We start from the raw sequence: 16,313 nt of genomic DNA, 5'->3' as shown, positions 1-16,313 counted from the left end.
CCTCCTGTTCAAAATTTATTATTTTTTCACATCTGATTTAAAGCCAGTTCTATGACAGTATTGGCAATATACATCAGTAGGTGCTTTTACATCCGTTGAGCCTGTCTTTGGTTTTTCACGATCGTGACAGACAAAGCATTCGGATTTTTGAACATCAGTCTTTGCTTTTGCTGCGTGCGCCGTTAACCACTGATCACTTTCAATGTGTCCAGGAGGACGGTTGCCGTGACAAGCGCTACAGAACTTGTTGATTCGTGATTGTTCTTTAACAACTGTAATATTTGGTTTATATTTTGTTTTTGTTTCTTTCATCTTAAGTAGTGACATAATGTCTTCTTTTGGAATTTCTCTTACCCACTTAGAATCCTGGTGACAGTTGACGCACTTGTCTAACTCTTTCACCGCTGTGCTGCCGTGCTTTCCGTTCCACCCTTCTACCTTGTGGCTCTTCGGAACTTTAATCTTCTTATGACAGGTTTCACATGCCATGGATACCTTAACGTCTTTCTGTTGTTTTCCAATGGCTTGGAGGATGATATCCTGTGTTTTTTGATCATGCTCTGCTGCAATGGCTTCTGCACTTTCGCCTTCTGTTGTTGCTTCTGTAGTTGTTCCTTTAGTTGCTTCTTTTTCTTTCTCTTCCAGCTTCTTCTCCATCTCTTCTGGATTTGGAGGAACGTTGTATGCCACATCCTTCCATGGCTTTTCACCGTTGTTAACTTTGTCGTGGCAGTCAATACAAGTTCCCATGTTAGGTCTCAGGTATTTCTTTTCCATTAATTTCTCAGCATTTTCTTTTGTCCAATGACCGCGAACTTCTTCTGTGTTAATTCCGCGAGTGGCCATTTTCGCGTGTACCACCCCTGCGTGACAGGTAATACAAGGGATATCTTCTTCGATATGTCCTTTGTGGTTAACCTTCAAATCCCCTGATGCTGTTACAAGGCGATTTTTGGAGTGACATTGTAGACAGTTCTCGTTAGAAACTGCTTCTTCCTCTGTTTGGACGATTTGTTCAGGTACACCAGTGACGTGATAATAAACTTCTTTCATCGACTTCATTTTGTGTGTCAGCATATTGATCGTTCCTGGCTTGATATGACACTGTACACATGAGATCTGATTATGAGCACTGGCTGTAAATGTTGAGTACTCTGGCGCCATTTCGTGACAGCTCGAACAAAAGGTTGGCGAGTTTGTGAAGGAAAGGACTCCATATCCTCCACCAAATACAATGATGCAACCCACAAGTGAAACAAATAGCAGTTTCCACCTGTTCACTGGATTCTTCCAATCTATACTTCGGAACTTTTGCCAAAGTCTTCGTATTGGGCCTTTTTTTCTATTCTCTATAGTTTCGGGATCTGCTTCTTTATTTTTCTTTCTCCCCCAAATGGCCACTTTACTCACCCTTCCCATCTTGGATTGATTCTCTATTTAATTTCCAGATTAACCTCTCTAAAGGTAGTATCTAACATTGTAAGAGTATATTCCAATGTACAATTTGTGAATATTTCTACACACCTGTGACAGAATTATTAACTCTAAAAACAACATGAAAACATTGTTATATCAAGCCTTTAGTTATCACTATACAAATGGTAGTAACTTGCATAAAATTTAATATTCATTCACAAATAAGCACTTTTATTCATATTTTATAAACTTCAATTTGCTCCTATTTCATATTGAAATAGCTTTAAGATCTATTGCCATGAGATTGTCAAATATGACAAAAAACCGAACCCTTCAAAATAGAAGTTCCACTGTGAAAGAGATATAATAGTAGAATGACAAAAATTGCTTCCACGCTAACAATGTTGTCACTCTATAGTGGAAGTGGTAAGATGAAAAAGGAAATTATCGAATATTTTTGACAGAATTATCTTTAAAAAATACGTATTAGTCTCGATAAAAAGGAGCGTTCATTTGATATGGGGATTTTAAATAAAGTTTTTGATCTGAACAAGCGTGAACTGAAGCGATTAGACAAGCTTGCCATGAAAATTGATGCACTTGCTGCAGAAACTGAAAGGCTGACTGACGATCAGCTTCGTGAAAAAACTGAAGAATTCAAAGCTCGCTATCAAAAGGGCGAAACGCTTGATGATTTATTAGTAGAAGCTTTTGCTATTGTTCGCGAAGGTGCCCGTCGTGTTCTTGGGCTATATCCGTACCATGTGCAGCTAATGGGGGGTATTTCTCTCCATGAAGGGAATATTTCGGAGATGAAGACAGGGGAAGGTAAAACCTTAACGGCTACCATGCCTGTTTATTTGAATGCTCTTTCTGGTAAAGGCGTTCACGTAGTAACTGTCAACGAATACCTAGCAAGCCGTGACGCGACTGAGATGGGTCAGCTATATGAATTCCTAGGCCTAACCGTTGGCTTGAACTTAAACAGCATGGATAAGGAAGAAAAACAGGCAGCCTATGCCGCTGATATTACCTATGGTACAAACAATGAATTGGGATTTGACTATTTACGTGACAATATGGTCCTTTATAAAGAGCAAAAGGTACAGCGTCCGCTTTTTTATGCAGTCATTGACGAGGTCGACTCCATTTTAATTGATGAAGCCCGTACACCATTGATTATTTCAGGCTCAGCTCAAAAATCAGCGGTTCTTTATATTCAAGCCAATGCTTTTGTCCGTATGCTGACAAAAGACACTGACTATACGTACGATGAAAAGACAAAAGGCGTTATGCTGACAGAAGAAGGAATTAGCAAAGCTGAAAAAGCCTTCGGAATTGAAAACCTTTTTGATATGGCTAACGTTACGTTGAACCATCATATTAACCAGGCATTAAAAGCAAATGTCAGCATGCACCTTGATATAGATTATGTGGTGCAGGATGGCGAAATTGTCATCGTTGACCAGTTCACAGGCCGTTTGATGAAGGGCCGCCGCTACAGCGAAGGCTTGCATCAGGCGATTGAAGCAAAAGAAGGCCTCGAGGTTCAAAACGAAAGCATGACCATGGCTACAATTACATTCCAGAACTATTTCCGTATGTATGAAAAATTAGCCGGTATGACAGGTACAGCGAAAACAGAAGAAGAAGAATTCCGTAATATTTATAATATGAATGTTATCGTCATCCCAACGAACAGACCAATTGCCCGTGACGACCGCGCCGATTTGATTTACAAATCGATGGATGGTAAATTCCGTGCCGTCGTTGAGGATATCGCTGAACGTCATCAAAAGGGACAACCAGTCTTAGTTGGTACCGTAGCGATCGAAACATCTGAGCTTATTTCCAAGTACTTATTGAAAAAAGGGATCCGCCACAATGTCTTGAACGCGAAAAACCATGAACGTGAAGCCGAAATTATCGCCGAAGCAGGCCATAAAGGTTCTGTTACCATCGCTACCAACATGGCCGGACGTGGTACGGACATTAAGCTTGGCGAAGGAGTAATTGACTTAGGCGGACTAGCCGTTATTGGCACAGAGCGTCATGAAAGCCGACGCATTGATAACCAGCTCCGTGGACGTTCCGGACGTCAAGGAGACCCTGGTGTTACCCAATTCTACTTATCAATGGAAGACGAGCTGATGCGTCGCTTCGGTTCTGATAATATGAAAGCCATGATGGAACGTCTTGGTATGGATGATACCCAGCCAATCCAAAGTAAAATGGTTTCCCGTGCAGTTGAATCTGCTCAAAAACGTGTTGAGGGCAACAACTTTGACGCCCGTAAACAGCTTTTACAATATGACGATGTTCTCCGTCAGCAACGTGAAATCATCTACAGCCAGCGTGATGAAGTATTAGAATCCGAAGACCTTCGTGATATTGTTCAGAAAATGATTCTCAACTCTATTCAACGTAATGTAGATGTCCACGCCTCCCGTCATGAGGAAGAGGAAGAATGGGATCTTCAAGCCATTGTTGAGTATGTCCATGCAACCCTCCTTCATGAAGGTGACATCACTCTTGATGATTTGAAAGGTAAAGACCCAGATGAAATAGTCGACGCAATTTTTGCTAAAGTGAAGGAGCGCTACGATGAAAAAGAGCAAATCCTTTCTCCAGAGCAAATGCGTGAATTTGAAAAAGTTATTACATTAAGAGCTGTTGATTCCAAGTGGATTGATCACATTGATGCAATGGATCAGCTTCGTCAAGGAATTCACTTACGTGCATATGGTCAAATTGACCCGCTTCGTGAATATCAGCATGAAGGCTTTGCGATGTTTGAGGCAATGATTCAATCGATTGAAGATGAAGCGGCTATGTACATCATGAAAGCTGAAATTCGTAACAACCTCGAGCGCCAAGAGGTTGCAAAAGGTCAAGCGGTAAATCCGAAGGAAGACGGCGAACCCGTTAAGAAAAAGCCAAAAGTAAACCAAATGGATATCGGCCGCAACGATCCATGTATCTGTGGAAGCGGTAAGAAATATAAAAACTGCTGTGGAGCAGTCAAGTAATATTGTTGTGAGGACCGGCGAATGATCGTCGGTCCTCTTTTTACTATCTCTACAAAGTCCGGAGGTAAAGATGGATAAAAAATTCAAAGTCACCCACTCTCTTCTCTCAACACAATCCGTAAGGGAACTATTAAACGATTATGATTTGAATGTTATTAGCTGTGAATTTCTCACGCGAGGATTAAACGATACATACTTCATTACAACCCAAAACAAAAAGTATATTTACCGAGTCTACCGACATAATTGGCGAAGTGAATCAGATATTTTGTTCGAACTAGATGCTATTAATTGGCTAAAGGATGAGGGTCTCTTCGTTTCAACTCCAGTTAAAACAATGGAAGGGAACAGGATCGTTAGCATCCAAGCACCCGAAGGAAACAGATATGGGGTTTTATTTACTTATTCACCTGGAGAAAGACCTTTAATAACTGAGGAAAACTGTCACATCCTCGGGAAATCATTAGCAAAACTACACCAAAAGAGCAGCTCATTGATTTCTCCTAACCAAAGAAGTTTTGAATTGGATATCAACCATTTATTAGCGGAGCCAGCTTCACTAATTACGCCAATATTGGAAAGACATTTAAAAGCGGAACAAGTACAATCTTTTTATGAAATGGTTACGAACTTAGAAATAAAACTGAGAGAAAGCAAGCTGGAATACGGATTTTGTCATGGGGATTTTCACAACTTTAACATGCACATACATAACCAAGAGCTTGAAGTATTTGATTTTGATTGCTGCGGTTTTGGCTATCGTGCCTATGATTTAGCCGTCTTTTGGTGGAATTTAAAAAATAATTACCGGAGTTTAGAGAAGGCTTGCTGGGATGAATTCTTAAATGGTTATCTAAGTCGGGGGAATTTAGCCGAAGTTGACCTTCGGAGTTTACCTCTATTTGTGTCGATGAGGAGAATTTGGTTGCTTGGAACGATGTTGAAAAATGAGGATGTGTGGGGTACAAATTGGATTAGCCCAACAAATCTCAGTCATTTCCTTATGGATCTTTCTCAAGATAGCAAACAATACTAATACAAAAGGTGCACCCAGTAGATGCACCTTTTGTTATTAGTAATTAATGGTTTCCTTTACCATTATTTCCTTTTTCTTCATGCTTCTCTTCATGCTTTTCTTCAGCTTTTTGTGTTCCTTGTTGCTTCTTTTCTTCAGCTTTTTGAGCTGCCGCTTGTTGCTTTTCTTGAGCTTTTTGAGCCGTAGCTTGCTGCTTTTCTTGAGCTTTTTGAACCGCTGCTTGCTGCTTTTCTTGAGCTTTTTGAACCGCTGCTTGCTGCTTTTCTACACCTTTGCTAGCTGCTGCTGGTTTTTCTGTCTTATCTTCAGTTGTAGCGGTATCTGTCTCAGTTGCTTCAACGTCTGTTGCAGTTTCATCAGTTGTAGTTTCGTCCGTTGCCACTTCATCATCAGATGATTCTTCGCCGTTCACTTGATCTTCAAGCTTCTTCATCTTCTTAGCAAACTTAGCATCTTTCTTTTCAAGCTTAGCCGCCTTTTTCTCTAACTTAGCAAAAGATTTTTGAATGTTTTTCATTAGTGATTGTTGAGCTTTAGGATTTTCAACATGTTCAAGAGCCATTAATAAAGCATCAATGTTATGAGCAAGTTTACTTTTTACTTTGACCTCAGTATCATCTGTTGCTTCTGTTTCATCAGTAGCTTCTGCTTGATCTGAAACTTCATCTTCGGTATCACTTACAGTATCTTCACCAGTTGTTTCTTCTTCAGAAACTTTGTTATTTGCTTGTTCTTGTGTTGCAATCGCTTCTTTTAGTAGCTCTGCTGCTTCATCTGTTTTACCTTCTGCAAATAATGCATTTGCCTCTGCAATACGCTCAGCAGCAAAATCTGCTAAAAGCTGTGCTTCTTTATAATCGTCAAAAGTGAAGGCAAGGCGCACCTTTTCAGCCATTAATTTTACAAAATAGAAGAAATCTCCAGGAACTAATGAAGGAGCTTCTGCTTTTTCTTCATCTGCTACTTCGGTATCTTCTGTTGTCGCTTCATCTGATTGTTCAGTTGATTCTTCCTCAGTAGTTGCACTTGAATCGTCTGTAGTTGTTTCTGTTTCAACAGCCTCAGATGTTTTATCTTCAGTTGCGTTATCCTCAGTTGTTGCCCCAGTATCAACTGTTGTATTTTCAACAGGTTCAGTTACAGTACCTGTTTCAGTTGTTGTTGTTGTTGTTTCAGTTCCATCACCATTTGCAAATGCTGAACCTGTACCAAAAGAGAAAATAATTGTTGAAGCGAGCATACCGCTAGTTACTAAATGTGCTACCTTTTTAGATTTCATGTCGAAAATTGCCCCCTATTTATTTGATACTAGAGTGTTCGTCCATGACTTTCATTTTTATGGTGGTAACTGTAAAAAAAATTTGTATGTTTTTTAAATTTTCATATATTAATAGTTTTTTCCAATAATCTAGGGGCATAAATTCATGTTATAAAAAAAGCTGCCCCTCAACATGTGGAGGACAGCTTTCTATTAGTTAATTAATGTGTTTCAATTAATCCATAACGGCCGTCTTTACGCTTGTAGACAACGTTTGTACGGTTATTTTCTGAATTTGTGAATACATAGAAGCTATGACCAAGCAAATTCATTTGCAGGATTGCTTCTTCACTATCCATTGGTTTTAAATCAAAACGTTTTGTACGAACTAGTTCAAGATCATCTTCGTCCAACTCAGTTACTTCTGTGTTTTCAGAGGTAGCAAAAGTAATTGGGAAGTCCCCTTTTTCACGGAATTTACGATTGACCTTTGTTTTATGTTTGCGAATTTGGCGCTCAAGCTTATCGGTAATCAAGTCAATACCTGCATACATATCAACGTTTGTTTCTTCTGCACGTAAAACTAATTGTTGTAGCGGAATGGTTACCTCTACTTTAGAAGTTTTATCTTGATTGAATCTTAGATTCACGTTTACCTTTGCATCTGGTGCCTCTGTAAAATAACGCTCCAATTTAGCAATTTTCTTTTCTACATACTCTCTAATTGCTGGAGTTACCTCAATGTTTTCGCCACGTACGTTATAGTTCATGTGGACTCCTCCTTTAGTTAAGGCTATGTATTAACATTTCTATTTTACCCTATGATAATCCTGCTAAATCAGAACAATAATTTTGTCGAATTATTGACAAAAACAACAAGCAAATAGTGACAATGGTTTAAAGCTTGGTTGACTTAAGTGGTATTTTTTTCTAAAATGAATGATTATTCATTTTCATTATATTACTACACTGTAGAATTTGCTACCATTATGCTTTGTGAACGGGTATGAATATGCACCTTACGTTACCTTGCCAGAGTTAATGATTGAATACTTTCAGCCCCTGCATCCTTTAGAAGCTTTGCAGCATGTCGGAGGGTAGATCCGGTTGTATAAACATCATCAATTAAGATTACTCTTTTTCCTGCTAGATCTGTTTCTGGTTCAATCCTAAAAACTTGAGGGACATGAATCCGTTCCGACCTTGATTTTTTCGATTGCTTTTCAGAGTGAACTCTGGTGAGTAGTTCCTGTGGTGAAAAGCCTGATTCTACAATTAGAGCTTTTGCCTGGTTAAACCCACGTTCATAAAGCCGCTCTTCACTTAATGGAATAGGGACGAGAACATCCATATCCATTTTCGATAGTTCCTTTTGAACAAACTCAACAAATATCTTCACCAGCACATAATCACCGCGAAATTTAAACTGGGCAATGACTTCTTTTAAAAACTCATTATAGTGAAAAAGGGAGTGATTTTTTTCGAGTAGATTTTTCCACTCCGAATCTTCCTCCCAGCGAAAGCAATCATAACACAGATCGCCAATTTGAAATTTCTCTTCGAGCAGGTGAAAGGGACGGCCGCAGATACGACATGCTTCTCCTTCCAGTTTTTCAAGTTTCCCTTCACATGTAGAACAAATGTACTTTTCTTTTTCAATTGAGAAGAGAGCTCTCCAACCTATGATTGGCATAATCACTGAATGACAAATGAGACAATAATCAGATTGGATTGGATACATACCTTACTTCCTTTCTTTTGTATACCCCTTTATGAATCAAGCAAACCTCTTTTCTTCCCCTCCCGATTCATGGAGATAATTTGCTTCCTTGCCTTTAGCATTTCTTCGGTCTTGCCGTAATGAAAAAAAGTGACTACCCCATCAGGATGATCCTTGCTCCTTCCTGCTCTTCCGGCAATTTGGACAAGAGCACTTTCTGTAAAAATAGGATCCTCCGCCCCAACAACGGCCACATCGATATTTGGGAAAGTGACCCCCCTCTCTAGAATCGTTGTCGTTAAGAGTAAGGGGATTTGCTTATCTCGCATGCGTTGAACCTTACTCTTTCTCTCTGGGTCTTCAGCATGCACTGCCTCAATTTCATGATTTATTTGCTGGAGGATGTTTAAAGCTTTTTCCATTAAAGAGATATGAGGGAAAAATAGTAACACCTGTTTGCCTGCATGAAGACGTTTCTCAATCCAGCGAAGCATAATGACTGAAAGTGTGCCTTTTTTGAGTAGCTTTTGCCAATCCCCACTCCAAACGAATTCTGGAACCGGAAGTGGATGACGATGAAATCTCGCTGGGATGGTAGTAAAATTTCTTTTCCCAGTACGGCATTCTTTTTGCCACTTTTCATTTGGAGTGGCAGTTAAGTAAATCATGGCTGAAGCAGGTTTACGCGACTGGATGGCAGCATACTGGAGGGATTCCTCCACAGTGTAAGGGAATGCGTCGACTTCATCTAAAATAATGGCATCAAAAGCGTGGTAAAAACGAAGCAGTTGATGTGTAGTCGCAATGGTAAGGGGAGCGAATAAGTGGCGGTCTTCACTTCCACCATACAGGGAGGCAATGGGCAGTTCAGGGAAGGCTGCCTTTAATCTGGGCGTGAGTTCTAGTACAACGTCTGTTCTAGGAGTTGCAATACAGATTCTTTTAAGAGCCGTGATCCCTGACTCTATTCCCGCAAACAGTACTTCTGTCTTGCCGGCTCCACAAACAGCCCATATCAAGTGCTCCTGATTTTGCAAAATGGCCTCTACCACATGATTTGAAGCAGTCAATTGGCCAGGTGAAAGCTTTCCGTTCCAGGCCATGATGTTTTTAGGAAGCGGTATGTCAGGTTCAGGTCCACTCCAGCCAATCAGCGGTGTACACTCGCTAATTCTCCCCATCATGAGACAATGGCGGCAATAATGACACTCTTCTCCACACCTCGAGCATGGATAAGATGCAAACTTTTGTTGGTCTCTATTTCCGCACCTAGTACAGATGAACTTGTCTCCGCTTCTTTCAATCCCTTTTCGGTAGGTTATATAGCCATTTTGATAATGTGTCTGTATTTCCTCGAGATATACTGGGATATCTTCAAGTAGAAGCTGTTTACCACTTAGTAACTTCTGTAGATCGGGATTATAGGCGAATAGTGGATTGAGCGGCTGATGAGGGATCATTGGAATTTTGGAAATGGGAAGGGATTCAATGTTTGTGAGGTCTGGGAGTATCAGTCCATCCTCTACTATAAAACGCATAGGGTCACCTCATTGGGTCGGAGGTGGTAGATTCGATCTCTCGTTTTGCCTGTCACTTGCAATTTTAATCTTTGAAGAATTTTTTGAGCAGTATCACTTGTAGGGAGATGGAGAAAGATTCGAAGTTCTGAGTTAGTAATGGTCGACTTAATTAAGTAATAGTAATCACTAAGTGCGTCTTTGTGAGCATCTTTCGAGGTTAGGAGGCATTTCGAACAAACCCATTTTCCTTTTTTATATTCCATAGGTGTATGAAGGCATTTTCCATTAGGACAACAAACTCCAGTAAGAATCTCTTTTCCTGTAAGCTTGTACTCTTCTAAAATTTTTATTTCCTTTGGACTATGATGGCTTAAGAGTAATTTTCCTATATGGTTAAGTGTCTCCATATCAATCAGTTCTTTCTTAAATCGTTGCGCCAGTGCGTGAATTTTATTAAATAGGTCTCTGCCTTTGCATATTTTATTTAAATCCGTTTTGTCGTTGGAGGTGGTTTTCAGAATGGTGTTGGTCGCACTCTTAAAAAAAACAAGGTAATCAACCGGCAGCAAATCGCAGCCATTTGACCTCATCCAGCCTCTTAAAAGAGATTGAAGGCGTTGACCTTGGACACGCGGATCCTCAAATGACTCTTCGGTGCCATCATGGTTGATTCGAATAAGTTGTTTGAAAACATTATCAAACTGTAAAATCCCAATAATATTCTTTGCTTCAATAATTAGGATATGAGTACGGGAAATTAGTAATGCATCGATTTGGAAGTGAACACCATTGTGTTGTAATTGGGAATCATAAAAGATGAAGTATTTTTCTTGAGGGAGTTCTTTGAGGTAATTTGAAAGGGCAACTTCTCCCCAGTATCCTGCCCAACGTTTAGCCAGGTCTTTTTCTATAATTGAATGTTTACTGTGACCTTTTACTAACCGTTTCTTTACTATGTTTGTCAATATTAGTCTCAGCGGTAAAGGTAGTTCTTTTAATACCAATTGTATCGTCACTCCTTTTCTTTTTTTGATAAATTTCTACAAATGCTGGAAAAATTCCTTCTTAATTGTCGAAAGTTTTTTATTTTTGTTTGAAATAGTTGGCCTGGTAGAGGGGATTCCGCCAACTTACTGTCTTCCGCCAGTTTTCCGAGGTATTCCGCCAACTCATGGCGTATTTCCGCCAACTTTCCCAATAATTCCGCCAAACTCCTTTTTATATTACCTTTTTATAAAAAAATAAAAACCATTCCGGCCTGAAGCCGGAATGGCAGCATATTGAAGATTTTTACTTTTTCATCCAGCCCATTCCCATGGATCCTTCTCCTAGATGGGTACCGATGACTGCACCAAAATAACCAATAGAAAAATCTACGTTTGGATACATGGCGGCTAATTCTGTCCGCCACGCCTTCGCTTCTTCCTCACGATTGGCGTGGATAATAACGGCTTGATAATTCCCACCTTGCAACGCATCTTCGCCTAGCAGGTCCACCATACGTTTCAATGCTTTCTTACGGGTTCGGATTTTTTCAAACGGAACAATCACCTTGTTCTCAAAATGTAGCAACGGCTTTACCTGTAGCAGACTTCCGATAAATGCCTGTGCACTTGAAAGACGCCCACCTCGCTGAAGATGTGCGAGGTCATCGACCATAAAGTAGGCACGAGCCGATTTTTTCATTTCTTCGAGCCTTTTCATAATGGACGCAACATCTCTACCGCGTGCCGCCCACTCTGCAGCTTCAATGGCATAAAAACCTTGTACCATGCAGCTGATTTCTGAATCAAACGGATATACCTCGATGCCCTCAACCATCGTACTGGCCGTGACAGCTCCTTGGTATGTACCGCTTATCCCGCTTGATAGATGGATGCTAATAACTGCATCGTACTCTTGGGCTAATCGTTCGAATAATTCAACAAACTGACCAATTGGTGGTTGGGAGGTAGTTGGCAGCTCTTTCGTCTTTACCTCTTCGTAAAATTCGCCTGCATGAAGATCCACTTCTTCCCGATAAACTTCATCACCAAATATGACATGTAACGGGATCATATGTATATCAAATTTCTCTCGTAATTCCTTCGGTATGTAGGCGGTGCTATCCGTGACAACTGCCGTTTTCATATATTAGTTACCATCCTTGTCTTTTTAAACTGGTCGGTATTTTTGCACTAAAATTCCGAACCTAACTGATGCCGCTCTCCATGAACTACAAATAATGAGCGATTATTCATTTCTAACATAATGTCTATTTTATATGAAACTGAAGGAAAATGCATTATATAAAAAGGAGCTATATAACAAAAATAGGGCATGCTTTCAAAGCATGCCCCACGTACTTTCAAACTATTTATCAATTATCTTACTTCCACCCAGCCATTTTTAATAGCAACGACTACAGCTTGCGTACGATCGTTTACGTTCATTTTTTGCAAAATGTTACTCACATGGTTTTTAACTGTCTTTTCACTGATAAATAAAGCTTCACCGATTCCACGGTTACTTTTACCATCAGCAAGCATTTGTAACACTTCACACTCTCTGCGAGTTAGCAGGTGCAATGGACGGCGAATTTCATGTGTTGGTACGTAGCCACCGCCACTACCGGCAACGCCAGCTGCCAATCTCCGATATTCATTTACTAGATTATGAGTAACCTTTGGATGTAAATAGGAGCCTCCATCTGCCACCACTCGAACAGCCTCTATTAATGCATCCGCGTCCATTTCCTTTAATAGATAGCCACATGCACCTGTTTTTAAAGCATGTGTGACATAATTTTCATCATCATGAATGGATAAAATGATAACCTTTGTTTCTGGGTATTTTTCCACTAGTTCGCGGGTTGCTTCAACCCCATTCATTTGGGGCATATTTATATCCATAATGACAACATGAGGCTGGTATTCTTGTACAAGACCTAATGCTTCACTGCCATCATCACCCTCTGCTACAACCTGGAATGATTTTTCAAACTCAAGTATTCTTTTAACGCCTTCTCTGAATAGTTGGTGATCATCGATAATGACAATTTTAGTAGACATTCTCATTTCCCCCTAATCCTTCTCAGTATTAATATCTTTTCAGTCAATTTTAATTGGTCAATGGAACTCGAATCCAAACCGCTGTCCCTTTGCCTATTTTTGAATCAAAGGTAATATCCCCATCAAGCAAGTCTACCCGCTCTCTCATGCCAATCATTCCAAAAGACTCAGGTTTCTTTATAGAGGTGTCAAAGCCTCCCCCATTGTCCTTAATAAGAACGGTGATATCATTGCTGGTTATTTCTAGTTTCACCTTGATTTCACAGGCATTCGCGTGCTTGAGCGCATTTTGTACGGATTCTTGGATCATTCGAAACAACGCGACTTCGTACTTAGTTGGAAGCCTGCGCTCTAGGCCCAAATTCACAAATGTTATTTTGGAATTCTTATGATATTCTTCGATTGTTTGTAGATATTTTCTGAGGGTAGGTACCAAACCTAAATCATCCAGTGCCATTGGACGTAGGTCATAAATAATCCTTCTCACCTCATATAGTGCTGAACGAACCATTTTTTTGAAGCTATTGACTTCAGAGAAAGCTTCATCTGGACCTTTTTCGCGAAAGACTCGCTCAATTAAATCCGAGCGCATGATAACATTGGCAAGCATCTGTGCTGGACCGTCATGTATTTCCCGTGACAATCGCTTTCTCTCTTCCTCTTGTGCTTCAATAATTTTTAAACCGAAGTCTTGTTTTGCTTTGGCATCTTCCAATACTTCACCGACTTGTTTTAAATCACTCGTCAAATAATTCATAACAACAGAAATTTGTGATATAAGCTGTTCAGCACGATCAATCGTATCATTTAAGCCAATAAGTCTACGTTCAAGATCATCTCTTTTATCAAGCAGTTGTTTTTTATACTGCCAGTTAATCGATAGATCCATTTGTAACTGATGTGCTTTTTCGTAGGCTTCACGAACTTCTTCCTCAGTATAATGTTTAAAATTCATACTGACCTCTGAAAGAGTTAAACGTGCCTCTTTGACCTGTTCTTCCAGTTGGTCTCCCTCTTCAATAAGCTTAACCATCATTTGCTTAATATTAGCTAATTCATTTGTCATGCTCTCATAGTCATGACGGCATTTCTCACCAATACGAAAAATATCACTTTTACTACAGGTGACGGTTTCAATCATTTCTTCACGAATTTCATCAATCGATTTCATATCAATTTGCTTAATTTTCATCACATTCCTCCGGGGATCTTTTTCCCTTTAGGCCTTACGTTTTATTTAACAAACTATGGAATAAATCAATAAAAAACTTTTCCAGAAACCTCATTATGAGTCTGAAAGTAGTATAATAATAATATTATTTTTACTGCTTTATTCCTATTAAACTATACTTTAATAAAATAGAAAAGCATTTCACCCACTAGGCCTATTATAACATTCGAACTTTACTACCATATTAAAGGTATATTACAGCAATATTTTATATTTTTTTCTTTTAAAGAAAGGAGCCTTACATGCTGTCGCGATATTATACTGTTAAAACATTAGGAGAACATGAAATCAACATTCAAAAGTCCCGTTTTATTGCACATATTAACAGAGCTGAAACGGAGTTGGAAGCACAGGATTTCATTCAGGCGATTAAGAAACAACATTGGAATGCTACCCATAACTGTTCAGCATATCTTATTGGTGAGTATGATCACATTCAAAAAGCGAATGATGATGGAGAACCAAGTGGCACGGCTGGTGTACCTATTCTTGAGGTTTTGAAAAAAAGAAAGCTAAAAGACACCGTTGTTGTCATAACCCGCTATTTTGGTGGTATTAAATTAGGTGCAGGTGGCCTTATTCGTGCTTACGGAAAGGCTACATCCGAAGGCCTAGATGCGATAGGTATTGTCGAAAGAAGACTTTCACAGATTATCTTTGTGAAAATTGACTATACCTGGCTGGGAAAAATTGAAAAAGAATTGCGTGCCTCCGAATTCACCATAAAAGAAATTCACTATTTGGATGTGGTTGAAGTTGAAACGTTCGTAGATGAAAGTCAGGTCCAAAATTTTATGGATTGGATGGTAGAACTAACGAACGGCCAATGCACATTAACTAAAGGTGATACAATTTATCTAGAAGAAGATTTCTCAAGGTAAAACAGGTATGTCTTACTGTGGATTATAGTAGGTCTATAGAAAGAAGGCAATTGGGAAAAAAAACGAAAAGGGGCTCAATTTTGAGTCCCTTTTACTATGATCGATCTTTTGCCGTGCTCATTTTTAAGGTCCGAACCATATTTAGTAATGGACGATGGTCCTTTCCCATTAAGCCAATTTTTTCAGCGATAATCTCAATAGTTAGGACGACAATTCCTATTAGGAAAAGAGCTCCACCAATTCTGGCCTGGGAGTAAATGACTGCAACAAGTCCAAAAAATGCAGCCATGGCATAAATAAGTAACACAGTCTGACGGTGGGAATAACCCATTCTCAGCATGCAGTGATGAAGATGGGATTTATCTGGTGCTGATAAAGGCTGTTTATTGATAATTCGTCTGATAATCGCAAATAAGGTATCAGATATGGGCACGCCAAGAATAATAACTGGAATAACAAAGGAAATAAAAGTTACATTCTTAAAACCCAGCAATGAAAGAACAGAGATAATGAACCCTAGAAAAAGGGCCCCTGTATCCCCCATAAAAATACTCGCAGGATGAAAATTGTAAACCAAAAAGCCTAGCGTGCTTGCGAGGACGATTGACCCCACTGCCACCACGTAAAAATTCCCTTGAATAATCGCCATTCCAGAAATGGTGATTAAGGCAATAGACGAAACCCCTGCCGCGAGCCCATCGAGTCCATCAATTAAGTTAATGGCGTTCGTAATCCCAACAATCCAAAGGATCGTAAAAGGAATACTTAAAAAACCAAACTGAAGCTGACCGCCAAATGGAAGGTTAATAAACACCATTTGCAAATCACCTAAAAACACAACCGAGCACGCTGCTGCTAATTGACCGAGAAGTTTATACTTTGCCGGCAATTCAAACAAATCATCACAAAAACCGGTGATTACGATGAACAGACAGCCGATGAAGATGCCCATTGAGTAGGGGTTATCCGGTCTTAATAGGAAGATACCTACCATAAAACTAATAAATATGGCTAATCCACCTAGCCTTGGCATAATCGACTGATGAACTTTCCGATGATTTGGACGATCGGTCGCGCCAATGCGAAAGGCGAGTTTTTTTATAAGTGGAGTAATAAGAATGGAGACAAAAAAACATACTATCAAGGTAAGATACAGCATTAAACATCCTCCT

At 39.6% G+C, this 16,313-nt stretch carries 14 protein-coding genes; 3 read left to right on the top strand and 11 right to left on the bottom strand.

Annotation, left to right across the window (positions count from 1 at the left end; all coding sequences use genetic code 11):
* Positions 1–18: 18 nt before the first annotated feature.
* The gene (locus QFZ87_RS06245) at positions 19–1,281 is read right to left on the bottom strand and encodes a cytochrome c3 family protein (protein WP_309859172.1); all 1,263 of its coding nucleotides are present in this window, start codon (positions 1,279–1,281) and stop codon (positions 19–21) included.
* Between the two features lie 653 nt (positions 1,282–1,934).
* On the opposite strand from QFZ87_RS06245, the gene secA reads away from it, so the two are divergent.
* Entirely contained in the window at positions 1,935–4,445 is a 2,511-nt protein-coding gene (secA, locus tag QFZ87_RS06240) for a preprotein translocase subunit SecA (RefSeq protein WP_309859169.1), read from the top strand.
* A gap of 70 nt (positions 4,446–4,515) precedes the next feature.
* Entirely contained in the window at positions 4,516–5,481 is a 966-nt protein-coding gene (locus QFZ87_RS06235) for a phosphotransferase enzyme family protein (protein ID WP_309859166.1), read from the top strand.
* A 43-nt stretch (positions 5,482–5,524) separates the two neighbouring features.
* Here the strand turns inward: QFZ87_RS06235 and QFZ87_RS06230 are convergent, their stop codons facing one another.
* From QFZ87_RS06230 to QFZ87_RS06190, 9 genes are all read right to left on the bottom strand, one after another.
* Entirely contained in the window at positions 5,525–6,721 is a 1,197-nt protein-coding gene (locus QFZ87_RS06230; RefSeq protein ID WP_309859163.1) for a DUF5667 domain-containing protein, read from the bottom strand.
* A 239-nt stretch (positions 6,722–6,960) separates the two neighbouring features.
* The gene (gene hpf, locus QFZ87_RS06225; RefSeq protein ID WP_309859160.1) at positions 6,961–7,509 is read right to left on the bottom strand and encodes a ribosome hibernation-promoting factor, HPF/YfiA family; all 549 of its coding nucleotides are present in this window, start codon (positions 7,507–7,509) and stop codon (positions 6,961–6,963) included.
* A 254-nt stretch (positions 7,510–7,763) separates the two neighbouring features.
* Positions 7,764–8,480 (bottom strand): ComFC family protein, encoded by a 717-nt coding sequence (locus QFZ87_RS06220; RefSeq protein ID WP_309859157.1) that lies wholly within the window; start codon positions 8,478–8,480, stop codon positions 7,764–7,766.
* A gap of 29 nt (positions 8,481–8,509) precedes the next feature.
* Positions 8,510–9,997: an ATP-dependent helicase ComFA gene (locus QFZ87_RS06215; RefSeq protein ID WP_309859154.1), complete on the bottom strand. Its 1,488-nt coding sequence runs from the start codon at positions 9,995–9,997 to the stop codon at positions 8,510–8,512.
* On the bottom strand, positions 9,985–10,995 hold the full coding sequence (locus tag QFZ87_RS06210) for a nuclease-related domain-containing protein (RefSeq protein WP_309859152.1): 1,011 nt from the start codon (positions 10,993–10,995) through the stop codon (positions 9,985–9,987). Before QFZ87_RS06210 ends, QFZ87_RS06215 begins: the two co-directional genes overlap by 13 nt.
* Positions 10,992–11,189 carry a hypothetical protein gene (locus QFZ87_RS06205; protein WP_309859149.1) on the bottom strand — a complete coding sequence of 66 codons (198 nt, stop codon included), beginning with the start codon at positions 11,187–11,189 and terminating at the stop codon, positions 10,992–10,994. Before QFZ87_RS06205 ends, QFZ87_RS06210 begins: the two co-directional genes overlap by 4 nt.
* Positions 11,190–11,269: 80 nt before the next feature.
* Complete coding sequence (locus QFZ87_RS06200) at positions 11,270–12,109, bottom strand: DegV family protein (protein WP_309859148.1); 840 nt, start codon at positions 12,107–12,109, stop codon at positions 11,270–11,272.
* Between the two features lie 233 nt (positions 12,110–12,342).
* Positions 12,343–13,029 carry a response regulator transcription factor gene (locus QFZ87_RS06195; RefSeq protein WP_309859146.1) on the bottom strand — a complete coding sequence of 229 codons (687 nt, stop codon included), beginning with the start codon at positions 13,027–13,029 and terminating at the stop codon, positions 12,343–12,345.
* Positions 13,030–13,078: 49 nt separating this feature from the next.
* Positions 13,079–14,221: a sensor histidine kinase gene (locus QFZ87_RS06190; protein ID WP_309859142.1), complete on the bottom strand. Its 1,143-nt coding sequence runs from the start codon at positions 14,219–14,221 to the stop codon at positions 13,079–13,081.
* A gap of 281 nt (positions 14,222–14,502) precedes the next feature.
* Here QFZ87_RS06190 and QFZ87_RS06185 point away from each other — a divergent pair, with 281 nt between their 5' ends.
* Entirely contained in the window at positions 14,503–15,141 is a 639-nt protein-coding gene (locus QFZ87_RS06185) for a YigZ family protein (RefSeq protein WP_309859140.1), read from the top strand.
* A gap of 94 nt (positions 15,142–15,235) precedes the next feature.
* On the opposite strand, the gene QFZ87_RS06180 is transcribed toward QFZ87_RS06185, so the two are convergent.
* Positions 15,236–16,300, bottom strand: a complete 1,065-nt coding sequence (locus QFZ87_RS06180; RefSeq protein WP_309859137.1) for a glycosyltransferase family 4 protein — start codon at positions 16,298–16,300, stop codon at positions 15,236–15,238.
* Positions 16,301–16,313 lie beyond the last annotated feature (13 nt).

The sequence above is a fragment of the Bacillus sp. SLBN-46 genome, assembly GCF_031453555.1.
In the GTDB taxonomy this organism is placed as follows: Bacteria; Bacillota; Bacilli; order Bacillales; family Cytobacillaceae; genus Neobacillus.
The sequence above is the reverse complement of the archived record's forward strand: the minus strand, read 5'-3'. Positions and strand labels throughout refer to the sequence as shown.